An 18,984-nucleotide genomic window follows, 5' to 3' on the forward strand; every position below is an offset into this window, starting at 1 on the left:
CCGATAATGCAAACTTACTGGACATGATGACGCAGGGCAGGGGGCGGCGGTTATGAGCAGTTTATTCGATATTAACCGCCGTATACTGTGCGTGAAATGCTTGTCCTTCGCGACGCAGCTATGTGGGGCATCCACCTCCTATTGCGTGAAGGTAGGTGGCCAAAGCCAGCCGGCTGGGCTGACATGAACCGAGCGAACTGCCTACTGGCGGCATTCTGTATCCCTCAGACCGCAGGCGACTTCTTCCTTTGCGATCGCGGTTCAAAGATTGTTGGTTTCTTTGGCGTTGGGGTCACCCGCCATGTAACTCAAAATGGCCGCGTAAGTTCTACCTATGCACCCCGCTAAAAGGGGGGAGATTACCACTTCGCTCTACGCTTTGAACCGAAACTTCGCCCCCGGGCGACCAATGGTGCTTCGAACTTACAACTATCCCTCCTGAATTTTCCAGTTTCAGGATAGTTGCGCCACGCGAAGTGAGGCAGAGCAACGAAACAGGAAGATTATCGACATCCGATGGCGGCGATGACATAAGTGCATACGCGTGTCATTTCGTCTCGCACAGGTCGCGGTACTTGCCTTCTTGAACACGCAGTCATTCCTGCATCACAATTCAAAATCTATTTGCACCTTCACGGCCCTCGTGCGGTCGCCAGCAATGTCGAAAGCGCGGACACCATCCGTAACGGGCAGAACATGTGTGACCAAAGGACTCAGATCAATCTCTTTTGCACCAATCATCCGGACAGCATCAGCGAATTCGGCATCAAAGCGGTGGGTGCCAAGGAATCGAAGCTCTTTGCCCACGATCAGATTCAATGGCATGTCCGTGCTGCCCCCTACGCCAATCTGCAGGATAGTTCCCTGCGGTCGGACCAGATCGATGGCATGAGCAATGGCCTGCGGATTGGCCGAGCACTCCAACACCACATCGAACTGACCTTTGCCCGCCGCATATTCATTCAAGGCATTCGTTTCCGAGATGACATTCACGATACGATCGGCGCCCATCTGCCGCGCGAGGCCAAGGGTGAAATCTTGAACATCCGTGGCAACTATTTCATCAGCCCCTTTCAGGCGTGCAAGGGCGATGCAGATTGCCCCGATGGGCCCTGTGCCGGTCACCAGCACTTTCTGCCCTTCCAGTGACGGCGCGAGGCGCAATGCATGCAAGCAAACCGCCAAAGGCTCGGCCCAGGCAGCGGCTTGGGCATCGGTTCCATCTTCTATCGGAAGGCATTGCACGACAGGATGGGCGATGCGGCTGCGGAAAAAACCATCCTCATGCGGGAGCCGCATTGCGGACCCGTTGAAGCGCATGTTCAGACAGTGCCGCTGCTTGCCGGACAGGCAGAATGCGCAAGTATTGCAAGGGCGCGACGGGCACAAGGCAACCAGCTGGCCCGGCCGCAGGCCGCAGTTTTCGGGTGCCGATTCGACCAGACCCGCTGCTTCGTGCCCCAGGATGATCGGCTCGCGCACCCGAACCGGGCCGAAGCCACCCTTGTGATAATAATGCAGATCCGACCCGCAGATCCCCCCTCTTTGAACGCGGATAATGGCGCTTTCCGGGGCGGCCTGAGGTTCGGGGAGTTCCTCAATACGCAGGTCATGAGCAGCGTAGAGTCGGCAGGTCAGGTCGGTCATTTCGGTTAACTACATCTCTGCTAAGTTGCGATGTGTCAGGACGCTGGCTCGCAAGAGCTTCTCCTGCTTGTTGGTCAGCGCCGCCAATCCGGTTGCGCAGGTAGAAGGAAAGGATGAGGCCGACCTGCACTCGGTTGGCATCGGGGCAAAGCGGGGGCGGTCGGCTGACAGATGCTCTCGGCCTGATGGAATTGGGTCGTCTGGGCGGGAATTTGCGATATCAGCCTCAGAACAGGCAGAGTCGCCATCGGTGCATTGTTGAAGCCTTTCCCTGCTGAGTCACGCATTCCCCAATCCCTCCACCGATCCAGTTGACTGTATAAAGCTTGCTATTTGTGTTGACAAGTATGGTAGTATATTTATCGTATCGGAAAGACAGCCCGCAATGAGGAGTTGCGGCGAGGGGTGGAGACTATGATGACGAGGGTTCCCTATCAGCAGCTTGAGGATACGATCGCGCAGGCCTTCCTGCGCGCAGGCATGACCGAGGAAAAGGCGCGGATCAGCGCGCGTTTCCACGCCGAAGCAAGCAGAGACGGTGTTTATTCTCACGGCCTGAATCGCGTGCCCCGCTTCATCGAGTATCTGACCCTCGGCTGGGTTGATGCGGATGCCGAGCCGGTATTGGTGCGACAGACGGGGCCTATCGAGGTTCTGGACGGTCAGCGCGGCCCCGGCATTCTGAATGCGTTGTACGCAACCGACCGGGCGATTGAACTTGCGGCAGAGCATGGCACTGGCATCGTGGCATTGCGCAACACAACCCATTGGATGCGCGGTGGTGCATTCGGCTGGCACGCCGCGGATCGTGGCAAGATCCTGATGGCTTGGACCAATACCGAATCCTGCATGCCCGCCTGGGGCGCTACTGACACCCGGCTGGGAAACAACCCGCTGGTCATGGCGGTGCCGCGCGCCGAGGGGCATTTGGTTCTGGACATGGCCATGTCGCAGTATTCCTATGGCAAGCTGCAGACCACGCGCTTGAAGAATGCGCAACTCCCCTATCCGGGTGGTTTTGACAATGACGGCAATCTGACCGCGGATCCTGCGGCAATCGAGGCGTCGCGCCGCATCCTGCCGACCGGCTTCTGGAAGGGGTCAGGGCTTACCATCCTGCTGGACGTGCTCGCGGCTGTCCTGTCCGAAGGGCTTGCGACGCATCAGATCGACCAAGTGGATCAAGGCAGCTGCACGGGTTGCTCGCAGATTTTTCTGGCCTTCGATCCTGACCGTCTTGGGTCTGCAGCCCATATGCAGGAGATCGTCGATGGTATGGCCAGATATGTGAACGGCTCCACTCCGGCTGACCCGTCACGCAAGGTCACCTATCCCGGTCAGAACACATACCACACGCGGCAGGAGCACCTGGCGAACGGTGTCATCGTCGACGACGGCATATGGCAGGAAGTTGAGGCACTTGCAGAACGAGAACCCAAAGCATGAGGCTACGCGCCTGCCCGGCCCATTGGGCCAGGGGCAGATCACTACTCGCTAGGGGAGGAGAACACCCATGACGGATCAAGGCTCCGGCTTGTTGACGCGCCTGGCAGAACAGACGCTGAAGTCACTCATGGTGATCTGCATTCTGACCATGACCCTGCTCGTGTTCACCAATGTTGTGCTGCGCTACGGCTTCAATACCAGCCTGATCATGACTGAAGAGATCGCGCGCTATGCCTTTGTCTGGCTTACCTTTCTTGGGGGCATTCTTGCCTATGCGCGCAACAGGCATGTCCGCATGGATCTGTTTGTGAAAATGCTGCCAAAGCGGCCACGAACCGTCGTGTATCTGTTGGGCGACGTTGTGGTGCTGGTATGCTGCTACCTGATTGTCCGGGGCTGCTATGAACTGGCGACCCTGAATCTGGTCAATCGCCTGCCAGTCACCGGCATATCAGTTGCATGGCTGTATGCAGCCGGCATTCCCTTCGGAACTGCCGTCGCCGGGCTTGTACTGCGGCAGATGGTCCGACGCCTGTCCGGCAAAGATGACGGGCAAACCTCATGAGCATCATTATCTTTCTCGCCGGACTGTTTCTTGCGATTGCGATGGGCATTCCAATTGCAATGGCTCTTCTGGTCGCCGCTGTCGGCCTGATGCTGCATCTTGGTCTGTTTGCCCCGCAGATCATGGCTCAGAACCTGATGAATGGTGCGGACAGCTATACGCTGCTGGCCATCCCTTTCTTCATTCTTGCAGGTGAAGCGATGAATGCTGGCGGCGTCTCGCGCCGGATCATTGATCTGCCCATGAAGGCGGTCGGCCACCGGCGGGGCGGACTTGGGTTTGTCGCCATTATCGCCGCCGTGCTGATGGCCAGCATGTCGGGCTCAGCCGCGGCGGACACTGCCGCGCTGGCGATGGTGCTGCTGCCGATGATGCGACAGGCCGGATATCCCGAAGGCAGGTCAGCCGGGCTGATCGCTACCGGCGGGATCATTGCCCCGATCATACCACCCTCGATTCCATTTATCATTTTCGGGGCGACGACAGGCGTTTCGATCTCGCAGCTGTTCCTTGCGGGGATCGCGCCGGGGATCATGATGGGGGTCGCGCTGGGGCTGGTGTGGTGGTGGCAGTGTCAGTCGCTGGACCTGACACCGATGCCCAAGGCCACGCGCCGCGAGGTTTTTGCCTCGTTTCGCGAGGGGATATGGGCGTTGATGCTGCCGGTCATCATTATCGGTGGGTTCCGGTCCGGCATCTTCACCCCGACAGAAGCGGGTGTCGTCGCTGCAGCCTATGCAATCTTTATCGGCACAGTCATATACCGCGAATTGTCGTTCAAGGACCTGTTCAAGGTATTCTACAACGCCGCTGAAACCACGGCGATTGTAATGCTGCTGGTCGCAGCTGCTGCCGTCTCGGCCTGGCTGATCACGATTGCGGATTTCCCGGCGCAGATCGTGGCGCTGACAGAGCCGTTGATCGCCAACCCGATCCTGCTGATGGCGATGATAATGCTGGTGGTCATGGCCGTCGGAATGGTGATGGACCTGACGCCGACTGTGCTGATTCTGGGACCGGTGCTGATGCCCATTGTCATCGCCGCCGGGATCGATCCGGTCTATTTCGGTGTCATGTTCATCCTGAACTGCTCGATCGGGCTGATCACGCCACCGGTCGGGAATGTGCTGAACGTCATCGCGGGGGTTTCGCGACTGCCCTTTGACCGATGTGCCATCGGCGTGCTGCCATATCTGGCCGCGATGCTAGCGCTGCTCGCACTCTTTGTTGTCTTTCCAGCTCTGATCATCACGCCACTGCAATGGCTGCGATAGGGCCAGGTCAGACATTCACCAGCAGGAGGAAAACCCAGATGTTCCATAAACCCAGAGGAGGAGAAAACCAATGACGTATCACAAGATGCTGATTGCCGCGGGGGCTGCACTGGCCATCGGCAGCGCAACCGCACAGGCCCAGACCTTTCGTTTCGCCGCCGAGGCTCCGGCCGCGGATTCGCAGGTGAAGGCCGCCGAGCATATGAATGAATTGCTGGCCGAGCGCACCGGTGGGGATCTTGCCCTGCGGATATTCGCAGGCGGCACACTTGGCAATGCGCAGGCCGTCATCACCGGGACACGCGGGAATACCGTGGACATGTTCGTCACCGGATCTTCAAACCTCAGCGGGTTGAAGCCCGAAATGGGGATGCTGGATATCCCGTTCCTGTTTCAGGACGACGACCATGTCTTCCGCGTCCTTGACGGAGAGGTGGGCCGCGAATTGCTGGATCAACTGGAAGATGTCGGCCTGAAGGGGCTTGCCTTCTGGGACAATGGCTGGCGCCAAATCTCGACCAGGAATCGTGTGGTTGAAACGCCCGATGACATGGTTGGCCTGACAATCCGCACGACGGGGGCGCCAGTGCATATCCACGCCTTCGAATTGCTGGGGTCAAACCCGGTGCCGATGGCTATCGGAGAGTTGTATACCGCGCTCGAAATGGGCACGGTGGATGCGCAGGAACACCCTCTGGGCGTGTTCATGTCGGCAAGCTTCTATGAGGTGCAGGACAATATCACACTGTCACGCCATGCCTACAGCCCGCTGGTGGTGGCCATGAACAAGGCGAAGTTTGATGCGCTGTCGCCGGAACATCAGCAAATCCTGATCGACACGGCTGTCGAAACTGCATCATTCCAGCGTGCGTTGAATAGCGACGCGCTCGCGTCACAGGTCGAGGAATTGCGGTCCTTGGGCAAGACCGTGACCGAAGAATTTGATCAGTCACCTTTTGTCGAGGCGACCCTTCCGGTCCGCGAACGCTTCATTTCCGAATTCGGCGGCGCTGAAAAACTGGAAGCCATCGACGCGATGCGGAACTGAGTGGGGCGCGCGGGGGCGGGCCGTCTGGTCCGGCCCCGCGGTTATTCGCCCTGATCCAGCCTGACGCGCGGCATATCCTGCAAATCAAGATGCGCCTCCTCGAACAAATCCGGTGTCCGCACACGATGGATGTCAAGATCCTGCAGGATGGTGCGCAGATGTTGGCGCATCGCAAACTCGGCCAGAGAGGCATCGCCAGCCTCGATCGCGTCCACAATCGCCGTGTGCTGATCCACAAGGCGTCTGATATCCAGCGTTTGCGTTGTCAGGTATCTGACCCGATCCATCTGCGATTTCATTCCGTCCAGGAGCTGCCACAGATCCTGACGTCCTGCGGCATCGGCCAGAGTGCGATGGAAAAGATCGTCCAGTCGTAGAAACTCGGTTCGCTCCAGCTGCGTATGCTGACCCAGACTCAACTCACTTTGCGCCTTCAGTTGCTGTCTGAGTTCCTCCGACAATGCTGGGTGCGGCTTATCCGCGAGGATCCGCACCAGATCGCCTTCGATGGCTTCGCGGATAAACCGCGCGTCCTCGACGGCGCGCAGCGAGATGCGGCGCACGAAGGTGCCGCGCTGCGGGCGGACCTGAACAAGGCCTTCTTCGGCCAGTTTGATGAATGCCTCGCGGACAGGCTGACGGCTGACACCGAAGCTGGCGCTGATCTCGGCCTCGGAAAACCGCTGACCGGGTGTTGTCTTGTTCTCTATGATACGTTTGCGAAGAATCCCGACAAGTTGGCGACCGATGGCATCTTCGGGATCAATCTGCTCATTGCGTATCGGATTGCTCATCAGGACTCACATTGACTATTTGCACAAGCTGGCGCGTTTGAAACCACCTTGGAGAGAACGCGTGCCAGCAAATTCCTGCTCTCGGTGTGAGCGTCACGAAAAGGTATTATCAACAGATGATCCCAAGCTCTGCTGACATCTCGGCATCTTTCTTGGCCTCGATCATCGCACCCAATTCCGCTTCTTGCTCTTTATTGGCATCTTCTGTCTGACTGAACGGGCCGCAGGTTATCGTCCCGAAGCATCCATTCCCGCGACGCTCAAAAGCTAACTAAATACTACCATACATGTCAATGGCTGGCGTTGAACCGATCGGAGTCTGACTCCCTTGGTTCGGCGAAGCAATGTCTTCCGGCCCGGCATATTCTGGATCGCGTATGGGACGAAACTGTCTGGCTCGGATATCCATATCTTCCAGTGAACCCGCAATGCCCATTTCCGCCGCGACAGTTTTGCGGAGAAATAGCGCTGGCAGCGCGGCGGATGGCGAATTGCGGCACAGGGTGCGGTCGAGCAGGATCCGTGACGCTTGCTGGCCGACCGTGGCACCCGGTGCAGGCTCGACGCGCCACCCTCTGGGCCGGGGCATCTGGCTTTTCCCGCCTGGAATCTGCCAACACGATCGTACTTCCATACTAGTCAGCATCCAGCATCAGTGCTATCGAGAAGAAAGAGGGCGACAACTGAGAGGGAGAGCGGCAATGCGTCAGACGTGGAGATGGTTCGGGCCTCAGGATCTGGTTTGCGTTGATGACATGATGCAGGCAGGGGTTGAGGGGGTTGTCTCGGCCCTGCATCATGTCCCCACGGGGGCTGTCTGGACGCCCGAGGACATCGCGAGGCGGCAGCGCGAAATTGCGGTCATGCGTGACGGCTCCGCATCCGGCCTGTGCTGGGAAGTTGTGGAGAGCTTGCCGGTGTCGGAGGACATCAAGAAACAGCGCGGCGATTGGCGCGCGCATCTCGACGCCTACAAGCAGTCCCTGCGCAATCTGCATGCGGCCGGGCTGGAAGTCATCTGCTACAATTTCATGCCGGTGCTGGACTGGACGCGGACCGATCTCGCATGGCGTCTTCCGAATGGCGCCACCTGCATGCGCTTTGACCTGACCGACTTTGCGGTGTTCGACATTCACATTCTGGCCCGCCCCGGCGCAGATGACGACTATCCGCCCGACGTCCTGGAGGAAGCGCGCGAGCGCGCCGCGGACATGTCCGACAGCGACCGCGCGGCGCTGGCCCGCAATGTGGTCTTTGGCCTGCCGGGTGCCGCCGAGCACCTCACGCTGGAAGATGTGCGCGCGCATCTTGCCGAATACAAGCAGATCACCCCCGAGAGCTTGCGGGGGCATCTGGTCGATTTCCTGTCAGAGGTGGCGCCCGTGGCGCAAGAGCTTGGCCTGCGTCTGTGTTGCCATCCTGATGATCCTCCCTTTGCGCTGATGGGACTGCCGCGCATCATGTCCACCGAATCCGACTACCGCGCAGTGATGGAGGCCGTTGATCTGTCTGCGAACGGGATCACCCTTTGTTCCGGCTCTCTCGGGGCACGGCCGGACAATGACATTCCGGGGATAATGGACCGGCTGGGCGCGCGCGTGCATTTCCTGCACATGCGCAACGTGTTGCGCGAAAGCGACGCGATTGCGGGCAGCTTTCACGAGGCAGAACATCTGCGCGGCGGCACGGATATGGTGGCCTTCATCGCTGCGGTTCTGCGCGAGGAAGCGCGCCGCAAGCAGATCGGACGGACAGATTGCAACATTCCCATGCGTCCTGACCATGGGCAGGATATTCTGGATGATCTTGGCCGCAAGGCGCAGCCGGGCTATCCGTCGATCGGGCGACTGAAGGGACTTGCAGAATTGCGCGGCATCATGACTGCGCTGCAACACCCGCAGGTCTCGTTGCCATGACCCCACGTCTGTCCGCCCGCGCCCTGCTGCCAAAGACCATTGCACCCGCCTATCGGCCCGAAGACCATGGCATTGGCATCGTCCATATCGGGCTCGGCGCCTTTCACAAGGCACATCAGGCCGCCTATACCGATACTGCCCTGGCCGTGTCGGGCGGGGACTGGCGAATTCTGGGGGTATCCCTTCGCTCGACGCAGGCGCTGGAGCAACTGGGTCCGCAAGATGGGCGCTATACGCTGATCGAACACAGCGCCGCGGGCAGTCGGGCCCGCGTCATCGGAGCGATCGCGGGCGCGGTTTGTGCCGCAAACGGGTCTGACCGCGCGCTGGCAGCCATGGCAGACCCCACTTGTCGGATCGTGAGCCTGACGGTCACCGAGAAAGCCTATGGCCTGGATCGTACCAACACTGGCTGCGACCCGACACATCCCGCCGTGAAGGCCGACCTTGCCACACCCGAGCATCCGCAGGGCGTGCTGGGGCTGATCGCGCGCGCCGCCGCGCTGCGTCGGCAGGCCGGACTGGCGCCCTTCACTGTGCTGTGCTGCGACAACCTGCCGGAAAACGGGCTGCTCTTGCGCGGCGCAGTCATCGATTTCGCGTGGCGCATCGACCCGGATCTGGCGGAGTATATGGCGCGCGAGCTGGTCTTTCCCTGCTGCATGGTCGACCGCATCACGCCCGCCGCAACCGCCGCAACGCGGGCAGAGGCCGCGCGCCAGACGGGCTATGCCGACGCAGCCGCAACCGACACAGAGGATTTCCGGCAATGGGTGATTGAGGACAACTTCCCTCAGGGCCGCCCTGACTGGGCCAGTGCCAGGGCGCTCTTCGTGACGGATGTCGCGCCCTATGAATCGATGAAGCTCCGGATGCTGAATGGCAGCCATTCGATGCTCGCCTATGCTGGCTTTCATGCGGGTCTCGCACTGGTGCGCGATGTCATGGCGCATCGGGATCTTGCTGCGCTTGTGTCGCGCCATATGCAGGCGGCTGCCGCGACGCTACCGCCTTTGAGCGGCATCGATCTCGACAACTATGCCTCGCAACTCTGCGAGCGTTTCGCAAACCCTGCGATAGCGCATGAAACATTTCAGATCGCGATGGACGGGACCGAGAAAATGCCGCAGCGCATTTTTTCCCCGGCCGATGACGCACGCAAGCGCGGGGCGGATTTGCGACCCTTCGCTTTTGCCACCGCCGCCTGGATGCGCCATGCGTCCCGCGCCGCACATGATTGCCCGCCCTATGAGTTGCGCGATCCGCGCGCGAGCGACATCGGCCGGGCCCTGGCCAATGCCGCGACAGCCATCGACATCGCCCACGCCCTGTCGTCTTTGCCCGGCCTGATGCCCGATGGGCTGTGCCGCGACACCCTGTTCCTGAACAGGGTGACAGAGATACTTGAGCGAATGCTGTCCAGCAGCATGATCGCAGCCATCCAGGCGGAGGGGGAGCAATGAGCTGCGTTTGCTACCTATAGTTGTTTGATCCCAGACTTTGATGGTGCAATATTTTCGCCAGCATGGAGGGATGCGTTATGGGTGCAGGTACCGCACAGGAGTGCCACCACGACAGAGGCAATCCGTCGAGCGATACAGCATAGTCAAAAGAGCCTGAGAGCACTGTCCAAGCGCTACGGGAGTGAGGAGGGTCAGAAAACGATACCGTGGGGGCCGTTGAGAAAGCCACTTCAGGCTGCTTCTGGGTGTGGTTGGGCTGGGCGTAATATTATGATCGAACAGAGTAGCATCATGATGGCTGTCGCCAACTTCTTCAGGTTTATGGCGTTGGCAGTCAGGAGGGCTTGGATTTTCATGTTTTTGAGGCCTCGGCGGATAGCTCTAGCAAGTCCGTGTAGCGGTTGCCATCATGACCTGCCGCTGAACTTTCATCCAGCCGGAACCGGAGCCCGGTTGGTGTGGGCAGACTCTACATTAGTTCGAGGGAACTCTCGGGGGGCAGGTCAGAGCCTTGGGGCCTTGACAGTGCACGTTCTTGCGTCCTTGACAGATTCCGTTGCTTTGAGGCTTTGCGATAGAGCGACGGAGGCATTCCATTCCGTTTCAGGAACGTCCGGTTGAAGTTGGCGATATTGTTGAAACCTGCTTCGAAACAGATATCCGTGATCGGCATGTCAGTTTCAACCAACAGCTTTTCCGCCATCCATAGCCGCAAAGAGGCCAGGTGATAGGAGAATGTGTTGCCTGTTTTCTTCTTGAAGAAGCGCGAGAACGAAGTCTCGGACATTCCCAGAAGATCTGCGACATCCTTGAGTGATGGTGCGTGCAGGAAATTTGTCTGCAAATACTCCAACGCCTGCTCGATCAGCTTGTGCTCTTTGATCCCGGTCACATGATCCCCATCAAGGAAAGCCTGTGAAGACAGGATTTTGTACTCATCCGTAGATGACAGGATCGCCAGCAACTCCAGCATTCTCGAAAGATCCCGCAGGCTTCCGGACCCGTCCATGCTTTCGAGAATGCGACGGCCTTCCTGTCTTGCCGCGCCGAAGAACTCCAACCCACGGGAAGACTTCTCGAACAGACCCTGAACGCTTGAAAGTTCCTCCAATGCGTTGCTCTTTGAAAGTAAGATCGACGGATCGAACTGCAAAACGATGTCTCTTGCCTTGAGGAGGCGGTCGCCGGTTTGCGGTGTGATCCAGTTATGCGGAAGGTCAGAGCCAACCAGAAACAGATCCCCGGCATCAAACTGACCGATATGATCCCCGACATAGGTCAGCCCGGAAGAGTGCCGAATCAGGTGAATCTCAAACTCGGGGTGATAGTTCCATACGTTTCTGGCCCATGGGTAGTCGTCAATACGCCACAGAAAGCTATGGCCGGGCGGAATCTCGATCTGTTCAAAATACGCATGAGATTCAGTAGGTTCTATAGAATCAAGCTTCATTTGTTCGGTCCATGCTGACGTGTTCTGTGAAAGCTACACTAGCGCGATCTTTGCAGAATAGTACAGATTCTCTGCATCTGACGCGATAGCCTTTGCCCGGTCACGAGATAAGAATTTGCACAGAGCTTGCGTTGAGGAGACGTGGCTTGGTCAAACACAGGGAGGAATATCTCGTGAAACGGAACACATGCCTTATGTTGTCCGCTGCATCCGCAGCTGTGATCATCGCAGCGCAGTCGGCGGCGGCGCAACAGGTCTGCACCAGCGACCTGAAAATCCTAGCTCAGCCGCAAACGGGGCTGGCAACAACCGAGTCATTCGCGCAGGAGTTTCGAGGACTCTCCGGCGTGGGCTTTCAGGTCGATTACCTGAACGAAAACGACCGTCGCGCCAGGTCGCAGGCCGATGCATCGATCATCGGCAGCTACAATGTCTATTATGTTGACGAAGCAAACCTCGCGCAATTCGCGTCGTCAGGTTGGATTACACCGCTGCTGGATCATTATCCGGCGGAGTATGATTTCGACGATTTCGACCCCGGTCGCCGGGCCACAGCGACCTATGACGGGCAGGTCTGGTTTGCGCCGATTACCGGCGGTGGCGATCTCATGGTCTATCGCACCGATATTTTCTCGGCCGCCGGCGTGGAACCGCCGAAAACTCTGGAAGAACTCTTTGCGGTTGTGGAAGCCATTCATGACCCCAGCAATGGCATTTATGGTTTTGCACTCCGCGGCCAACGTGGGTCTGGTGCGAATGTCTGGCGTTGGATGCCGTATTTCCGTGGATTCGGTGGCGAATGGTTCAATGTCGATGGGACGCCCGCATTCAACAGCGACGCTGCGGTGCGGGCGACCGAAACCTATCTGAGACTGTTCGAATACTCGCCCCCCGGCACCCGCACAGGCAGTTGGGACGAGTCCACCGGCGCGTTCAATTCCGGTCAGGTCGCGCTGATCGTCGAATCCGCGCCGCTGGGTGGCATGTCGCTGAATGCCGATGCATCGAACGTGTCGGACAAGGTGGCATTTGGCATTCCGCCTGAACCTCTGACCGGCGGTGGTTATGCCCATGGTTTTGCAATTGGGACGCGCGGCAATGCATCGGCCGCTGATCGTGATTGCGCGGGGCTGTGGATCGCATGGGCAACGTCCAAGGAAAACGAGCTTCGTCGCCTTGCAGCCGGGCAGTCCGGCGAGTTGAACCGAACCAGTGTGTTCAACAGCCCTGAATTCTCGGAAGCCTTTGGCGAAGCGCTCCCGGCGGCTCTTGAAGCGACATCCGCTGTCACCAAGGTGAATTTCTGGCAGAATGAAAAATGGCCGGATTTGGGGAACCGCTGGGGCATCATTCTGGAAGAGTTGATCACGGGTCAGCGTACCGACATTCAGGACGCTCTCGATGAACTGGAAGCCTACGCCATCCAGATCACGGCGAACTAACTCTCGCTGCAATTTTCCGTATCCCTGACCTAGGCAATCAAGGTTGCCCAGGTCAATGCGCTGGTCTCAGACCGGGCATTATGCCTCGTTAAATGCCCACAAGGAAGGTGACAGATGAATCGTCAAAGCTCGTTGCCCTTTGTCTTTCTGGTGCCGACGATTGCATTGCTTGCTATCCTCGCCCTTACGCCAACGCTTTACGCTCTGAGTATGTCTTTCACGGATCGTTCGCTTTTCTCGCCCGATTTCAACTACATTGGCTTTGAGAACTATCTGCAGCTTTGGTCCGACAGACGCTTCCTCAATTCCGCAGTGGTTTCGGTCAAGTGGGAAGTCATCACCGTCACCGGAACCATGATCCTTGCGGTGGGGCTGGGTGTCCTGATGTTTGAATGTGCGTCCCCGCGTGCGCGCAACATCTATTGCCTGATCTTTCTGATCCCGGTCCTGCTGCCAAGGGTCTGTGCGGCCTTTGTCTGGAAATTCGCGTTCCATCCGCTTTATGGGATCGTGACCTATCCTTACCGGGCCATAACGGGCAAGCCGCTTGACCTGCTGGCAGACCCGACTTCGGCGCTGATGGTCGTGGCTTTCGTCGATATCTGGCAATGGGGCTTCTTTTTTGCTGTGATCATCGTGAAGCTGTTGGAATCCCTGCCGCCACAGCCGATCGAGGCCAGCCGTTTGGATTATGCTAGGCCCTGGCAAATCCACTTCTACATTACGATCCCGATGCTGCGAGCGCCCCTTATCAGTCTGGCTTTGGTCAAGGCAATCGAGTCGCTGCGTTCTTTTGATCTGATCTATGTGATGACGCGCGGTGGCCCCGGCATCAGCACTGAAACGCTGGATATGTATGCCTTTTCGCAGGGCTTCATCGAGTCGGGGAAGATTGGCTACGCCTCCAGTATCGCAGTCTTCATGCTCATTCTCACAATCGTCGCCTTTACGATCATCTGGAAGAAGGTGAACAAATGATTGCGCGCGTTATTGGCAAAGCCACACTCGTTTTCTGCGCAGCCTGCGTTCTGATGCCGTTGCTTTGGACATTGATGAACGCCTTCAAGGTCAATGCAGATCTTCTAACACCTGTGCCCAAATTTGTCTTCGAGCCGACATTTGACAATATTGCCTACGTCCTGAGCCGAAGAAGCGTGTTCGGGGCGCTCTACAATTCTCTGATTATCTGCCTCTCTGCGGTTGGTATCGGCCTCGTGCTTGGCCTTCCAGCGGCCTATGCGATTGCGAGGTATCCCAACAGGATCACGCGCGAGATACAGTTCTTTGTGCTGTCGCTGCGCTTCCTGCCGCCGGTTGCGATAGCGATCCCGTTCATGGTGATCTGGCTGAACCTGGGTTTCTACGACACGCGCTTGTCAATGATCGTGACATACAGCCTGATCACCACGTCAATCGCAATCTGGTTGTCGATCCCCGGCTTTCAATCGGTTCCCAAAGAGGTAGAGGAAGCCGCCCGCGTGGATGGCTATGGTCCCTACGCAGTCTTTTTCCGCGTCGCCCTTCCGGTTGCGATGAAAGCGCTTATGGGGGCACTCGCTTTCAGCTTCGTCCTTGTCTGGAATGAATTCATGCTGGCGCTGATGCTGACGGCCAGCAACGCTAAAACGCTTCCCCTCGTCGCGTCTGAAATGTCGCAACAGGGTCTGAATGTGCCGTGGGGTATTCTCAATGCAGCGGTCGTATTGCTCAGCATTCCTCCGCTTTTGCTTTTGGGGCTTCTAGGCAATTTCCTGAACCGCGCCTTCGCCCAGAAGCGCAGATAGAAAGATCAACGCATGAAAGCAATCGTACTCGAGCATGTCGGCAAGCTTGCCATTCGTGACATCGAGCTTCCGCAAGTCCTCGGCCCGAATGACGTCCGGATCGCAGTAGATACCGTCGGCATCTGCGGCAGCGACGTTCATTACTTCAAGCATGGCAAGATCGGCGATTTCGTTGTGACCCAACCGTTGGTTCTGGGCCACGAAGGGTCTGGCATTGTTTCTGAAGTGGGTAATGCTGTCACAGGTCTGAAAGCGGGTGACAGGGTCTGCATGGAGCCGGGCATTCCCGATCCGATGTCGCGGGCATCAAAGCTTGGGCTGTATAATGTTGACCCCGCTGTCACGTTCTGGGCAACGCCGCCGGATCACGGGATCCTGAGATCGTCGGTCGTCCACCCGGCGGCCTTCACCTACAAGCTTCCCGACACAGTGTCTTTCGCCGAAGGCGCAATGGTGGAACCGTTTGCAATTGGCATGCAGGCGGCCGTCAAGGCGCGGATAAAGCCCGGGGATGTGGCAATTGTCACGGGCTGTGGCACCATCGGCATCATGACCGCGCTTGCAGCCCTTGCGGGCGGTTGCAGCAAAGTTATCATGTCGGATGTCAGCGCAGAAAAGCTGTCAGTCGCCCAAGGATATGATGGGATCATCACAGTTGATGTTTCGCAGTCCGACCTTGTGGCTTTCGTTCATGAACGCACCCAGGATTGGGGCGCCGACGTTGCTTTTGAAGCCAGCGGTGCGCCAAAGGTGCTCAATGACGCCGTGCGCTGTGTCAGGCCGGGGGGCTGTCTGGTGATCGTCGGGATGCCACCCAGCGAAGTGCCATTCGATGTGAATGCAGCCGTGATGCGCGAGATACGGATCGAAACAGTATTTCGCTATGCCAATGTCTTCGACCGCGCGCTCGAACTGATTGCTTCTGGCAAGGTCGATTTGAAACCTCTGATTTCGGATACCTACGCCTTCGATCAGGGGGTTGAGGCTTTCGAAAGAGCCGCGCAGGGCCACCACAAGGACATAAAACTTCAAATCAAGATCACAGGCGGAGGGCATGGAAATGGCTGAGATCATCTGCCGAAACATCAGGAAGACCTATGGCGCTATTGAGGTCGTACCGGATTTCAACCTGCATGTCCGTGACCATGAATTCGTTGTTTTTCTTGGCCCTTCCGGCTGCGGGAAATCGACCATGCTGCGCATGATGGCGGGGCTGGAGAACATCACAAGCGGTGAGTTGATGATCGGCGACAAGGTTGTGAATGATCTGGAACCGCGTGATCGTGGTATCGCGATGGTGTTTCAGAACTACGCGCTGTACCCGCATATGACAATCCGCGACAATATCGCCTTCGGGCTGCGTCGCCTGAAGGTTTCTGAAGCCGAGATCACCGCGCGTACTGCCGAGGTGACTTCTGTTCTTGGCCTAGAACCCTATCTTGACCGCAAGCCAACGGAATTATCCGGGGGCCAGCAACAGCGCGTGGCGATTGCGCGTGCCATGATCAAGACACCGGACGTGTTCTTGTTTGACGAGCCGCTGTCCAATCTCGACGCAAAACTGCGCGCGACCATGCGCGAAGAGATTGCGCGCCTCCACAAGAAACTCAAGACAACGACTGTGTATGTGACACATGATCAGATGGAAGCCATGACGTTGGCTGATCGTATTGTTCTGATGAAGGCCGGACGGATCGAACAAATCGGATCGCCGGAAGAGATTTATGAACGCCCGGTTTCTCGTTTTGTTGCTGGCTTCATCGGCACACCGGCCATGAACTTTATTGATGCGACTGTCATGAGTGAGCACGGACAATGCTGCGTCGTGAACAACGAGATCATGCTTGCCCTTGATGGGACGAGCTTCAATGTTGAGCCGGGTCAGCAAGTCGTCCTCGGGGTGCGGCCAAGCGATCTGGTGCAAGACGCCACCGTGACCCCACCGTTGTCGGGGCAGTGCGATCTTATCGAGTACCATGGCGATCATGCGCTGGTCAGCTTTAAAGTTGGTACTAGTTCGCTTCATGCTCTGGTCGCCGCACGAAAGCGCCCTTTTGAGGGTGAACAGGTGAATTTCGCTATTAGGGAGGGGGCAGCTCACTTGTTTGATCAAAAAACAGGCAAATCGCTTCTGCGCGAGTCCCAAAGTGTTGCCGCGGCATAAAGGCAGTACGACCATGACGTAAATTGATATCGATCTTGGATCATCTGGCCTGCGTCTTGTCGGTTCCTTTTTCTGGGCACCATTGCACCGGTCGGGAGTGGGCAAAACCTGGTGGTCGACGTGGTAGGGTAAGGTCTCGGAACAAGGCGGGACCCACCATGGATGTAAGCATTTTTGTCGAGACGACGTTTGACGATGGAGAAACCAAGAGGCGCAATATCGGTCAACTTCGCCGTGCGCCGGACGAGTTTGGTTCCGAGAATTTGGGCCTTCTCCTCGACGAAGCAAAGACCTTGTTGAGGCGCTTGCAGGAAGCGATTGTGCAAAATCAGGTCGGTGAAGCAATAGAGGCTCGCCGGAAATGCGATGGCTGTGCCAAACAACGCGCGATCCACGATGATCGAGGCCGTATTCTCGACACTCTTTTCGGGTGAGTTCGGGTGAAGTGGCCAAGGCTTCGACGCTGCTTGTGCCAACCGGCGGGGGTCGCGAAATCTGGGCCGCAATCACCACTTGCCGGGCTGTTCTCTGACCGTGCGACTCCCGAACTTCGGCGCCTGCAGGCTGAATTGGGCGCCAGGCACTTGTTTCGGGAAGCCGCTCGATTGATCGAAATGTTCCTGCCCTGTTCGGCTCAGTCGAACACGACCGTTCGAAATCGCTTGGGTCGCATCGCCGACGAGCTAGGCCACGACGACGCAAGCCAAGGAAACACGGATACAATCGCGCCGCGCTCACCACTAACCGTTTTCCTGAATGGTGTGCACATACGATGTCGGCCTGAATACCAGAAACGCCATCTGGATGTCGTGGTCGGCAAAGCTGAAAGCCCCAATATGAGTCGGCGGTTTGGCCTCGTGCAGCAAGCCGCCAGTTCTCCTGCAAAGAAACTCCGACATGACCTGATCGCGCAGGGTTGAGACGGTCAGAGCAAAGTGACCGTGATATCAGACGGCGAACCTGCACTGCCGAATTTGGTCAGGTGTGCCGTTCGAGGTCCCGTCACCCACATACTGGACTGGTGGCATATCTCGATGCGGGTCAAGCACATTGAAAATGCGGTGCGGGGACTTCTGCAATTGAAGGGATTTTCAGGGTTGCCGCTACTCTTCGAGCGACCTGCCGATACACTGCGTTGGTACCTTTGGCACGGCAAAGTGATGACCGCCGCGACAATCCTCAAAGTTCTTCAGATCGATTGCGACCGTCTGCACGCCGAAGGCCGAGAACTACAAGAAGCGGCCAAGCGCGTCAGAGCGCGGTGCCAGGACCTGTATTCCTACCTTGCGAACAACTTCGACGCGCTCGTAGACTACGGCCATCGACACCGGAATGGCCTCGCAGTTTCGTCGTCCCGGGCAGAAGGCTGTGTTGGTGACATCGGCAACACCCGCATGGGCAAGCGGCGCATGAGATGGTCACCGCGGGGCGCGCATCGGGTTGCCGTCACTCGGGCCGCTGTGCTTGACGGAAGGCTAGGCGTCTCAAAGCGGGCCGCTTGACCACCAGCTTTTGCCCACTCCCGCTCAACGCGCACTGTGCCGGATTTAAAGGGTCATCCTCAATTTGTGTGGTGCAGAGGAAGCATTCGGGCCCTGAGCAAGTTCGGGCCGGCTCGCCCATACATCGCGCGCTTCAAGGTCTTCAATCGGTTGATCTGGCCTTCGGCTTGACCATTGCTCCACTCCATTTCGATCGCATTCCTGACCGCATCAATGTCTCTGTTCAAGGTTCGGGCGAACCGCACGATGGGCGCCAGGTCCGTTTCGATCGCATCGTCGATCCAGGCGGGCAGCGGGTCTGCTTTTCGACCACGCAAGATGCCATTGAAACGCATGGCGAGGCGCCGCATTGTTGTGAAGGCTGGCGAGCCTTCCTTGAGAACTTCGACTTTTCTCGCTTGTTCCAAGGTGAATTTTCCTCTTGGTTTGATGCAGAGTGCGGCCGCGATAACCGGGGAAATCGCATGCCCCGTTTCCGGGTCCCGGACC

At 57.8% G+C, this 18,984-nt stretch carries 15 protein-coding genes and 2 pseudogenes; 13 read left to right on the forward strand and 4 right to left on the reverse strand.

Annotated features, from left to right (window positions below; translation table 11 throughout):
- Positions 1-606: 606 nt before the first annotated feature.
- The gene (locus BG457_RS12310) at positions 607-1,647 is read right to left on the reverse strand and encodes an L-idonate 5-dehydrogenase (RefSeq protein WP_071797466.1); all 1,041 of its coding nucleotides are present in this window, start codon (positions 1,645-1,647) and stop codon (positions 607-609) included.
- Between the two features lie 414 nt (positions 1,648-2,061).
- Here BG457_RS12310 and yiaK point away from each other — a divergent pair, with 414 nt between their 5' ends.
- The 4 genes from yiaK (at position 2,062) to BG457_RS12330 (ending at position 5,980) form a co-directional block, all read left to right on the forward strand.
- The gene (gene yiaK, locus BG457_RS12315; RefSeq protein ID WP_217649523.1) at positions 2,062-3,093 is read left to right on the forward strand and encodes a 3-dehydro-L-gulonate 2-dehydrogenase; all 1,032 of its coding nucleotides are present in this window, start codon (positions 2,062-2,064) and stop codon (positions 3,091-3,093) included.
- A 67-nt stretch (positions 3,094-3,160) separates the two neighbouring features.
- Complete coding sequence (locus BG457_RS12320) at positions 3,161-3,658, forward strand: TRAP transporter small permease (RefSeq protein WP_071797468.1); 498 nt, start codon at positions 3,161-3,163, stop codon at positions 3,656-3,658.
- On the forward strand, positions 3,655-4,932 hold the full coding sequence (locus BG457_RS12325) for a TRAP transporter large permease subunit (RefSeq protein WP_071797470.1): 1,278 nt from the start codon (positions 3,655-3,657) through the stop codon (positions 4,930-4,932). Before BG457_RS12320 ends, BG457_RS12325 begins: the two co-directional genes overlap by 4 nt.
- A gap of 70 nt (positions 4,933-5,002) precedes the next feature.
- Positions 5,003-5,980: a TRAP transporter substrate-binding protein gene (locus tag BG457_RS12330; protein ID WP_071797473.1), complete on the forward strand. Its 978-nt coding sequence runs from the start codon at positions 5,003-5,005 to the stop codon at positions 5,978-5,980.
- 41 nt (positions 5,981-6,021) lie between these two features.
- Here the strand turns inward: BG457_RS12330 and BG457_RS12335 are convergent, their stop codons facing one another.
- Positions 6,022-6,774: a GntR family transcriptional regulator gene (locus tag BG457_RS12335; RefSeq protein ID WP_071797474.1), complete on the reverse strand. Its 753-nt coding sequence runs from the start codon at positions 6,772-6,774 to the stop codon at positions 6,022-6,024.
- A gap of 701 nt (positions 6,775-7,475) precedes the next feature.
- Here BG457_RS12335 and uxuA point away from each other — a divergent pair.
- The 3 genes and pseudogenes from uxuA to BG457_RS20005 form a co-directional block, all read left to right on the forward strand.
- Positions 7,476-8,690 carry a mannonate dehydratase gene (uxuA, locus tag BG457_RS12340; RefSeq protein WP_071797476.1) on the forward strand — a complete coding sequence of 405 codons (1,215 nt, stop codon included), beginning with the start codon at positions 7,476-7,478 and terminating at the stop codon, positions 8,688-8,690.
- A complete protein-coding gene (locus BG457_RS12345) occupies positions 8,687-10,153 on the forward strand; it encodes a mannitol dehydrogenase family protein (RefSeq protein WP_071797478.1) in 1,467 nt (488 codons plus the stop codon). Before uxuA ends, BG457_RS12345 begins: the two co-directional genes overlap by 4 nt.
- Positions 10,154-10,234: 81 nt before the next feature.
- Positions 10,235-10,333, forward strand: a pseudogene (locus tag BG457_RS20005) (IS481 family transposase); the annotation flags it as partial.
- 289 nt (positions 10,334-10,622) lie between these two features.
- Here the strand turns inward: BG457_RS20005 and BG457_RS12355 are convergent.
- Positions 10,623-11,603: an AraC family transcriptional regulator gene (locus tag BG457_RS12355; RefSeq protein ID WP_071797480.1), complete on the reverse strand. Its 981-nt coding sequence runs from the start codon at positions 11,601-11,603 to the stop codon at positions 10,623-10,625.
- Between the two features lie 173 nt (positions 11,604-11,776).
- Between BG457_RS12355 and BG457_RS12360 the strand changes: the two genes are divergently transcribed.
- The 6 genes and pseudogenes from BG457_RS12360 (at position 11,777) to BG457_RS12385 (ending at position 18,495) form a co-directional block, all read left to right on the forward strand.
- Complete coding sequence (locus BG457_RS12360; RefSeq protein WP_245771003.1) at positions 11,777-13,045, forward strand: ABC transporter substrate-binding protein; 1,269 nt, start codon at positions 11,777-11,779, stop codon at positions 13,043-13,045.
- 114 nt (positions 13,046-13,159) lie between these two features.
- Positions 13,160-14,023: a carbohydrate ABC transporter permease gene (locus BG457_RS12365; RefSeq protein ID WP_071797484.1), complete on the forward strand. Its 864-nt coding sequence runs from the start codon at positions 13,160-13,162 to the stop codon at positions 14,021-14,023.
- Entirely contained in the window at positions 14,020-14,829 is an 810-nt protein-coding gene (locus BG457_RS12370) for a carbohydrate ABC transporter permease (protein ID WP_071797486.1), read from the forward strand. The genes BG457_RS12365 and BG457_RS12370 overlap by 4 nt, the downstream gene beginning before the upstream one ends.
- Positions 14,830-14,841: 12 nt before the next feature.
- On the forward strand, positions 14,842-15,897 hold the full coding sequence (locus BG457_RS12375) for an NAD(P)-dependent alcohol dehydrogenase (RefSeq protein ID WP_071797488.1): 1,056 nt from the start codon (positions 14,842-14,844) through the stop codon (positions 15,895-15,897).
- The gene (locus BG457_RS12380; protein ID WP_071797492.1) at positions 15,890-16,993 is read left to right on the forward strand and encodes an ABC transporter ATP-binding protein; all 1,104 of its coding nucleotides are present in this window, start codon (positions 15,890-15,892) and stop codon (positions 16,991-16,993) included. The genes BG457_RS12375 and BG457_RS12380 overlap by 8 nt, the downstream gene beginning before the upstream one ends.
- A gap of 158 nt (positions 16,994-17,151) precedes the next feature.
- A pseudogene (locus tag BG457_RS12385) lies at positions 17,152-18,495 on the forward strand (ISKra4 family transposase).
- A 59-nt stretch (positions 18,496-18,554) separates the two neighbouring features.
- Here the strand turns inward: BG457_RS12385 and BG457_RS12390 are convergent.
- Positions 18,555-18,984 (reverse strand): transposase (locus BG457_RS12390; RefSeq protein ID WP_139257728.1); only part of this gene is annotated, 430 nt, incomplete at its 5' end.

Source organism: Natronohydrobacter thiooxidans (assembly GCF_001884735.1).
Classification (GTDB): Bacteria; Pseudomonadota; Alphaproteobacteria; order Rhodobacterales; family Rhodobacteraceae; genus Roseinatronobacter; species Roseinatronobacter thiooxidans_A.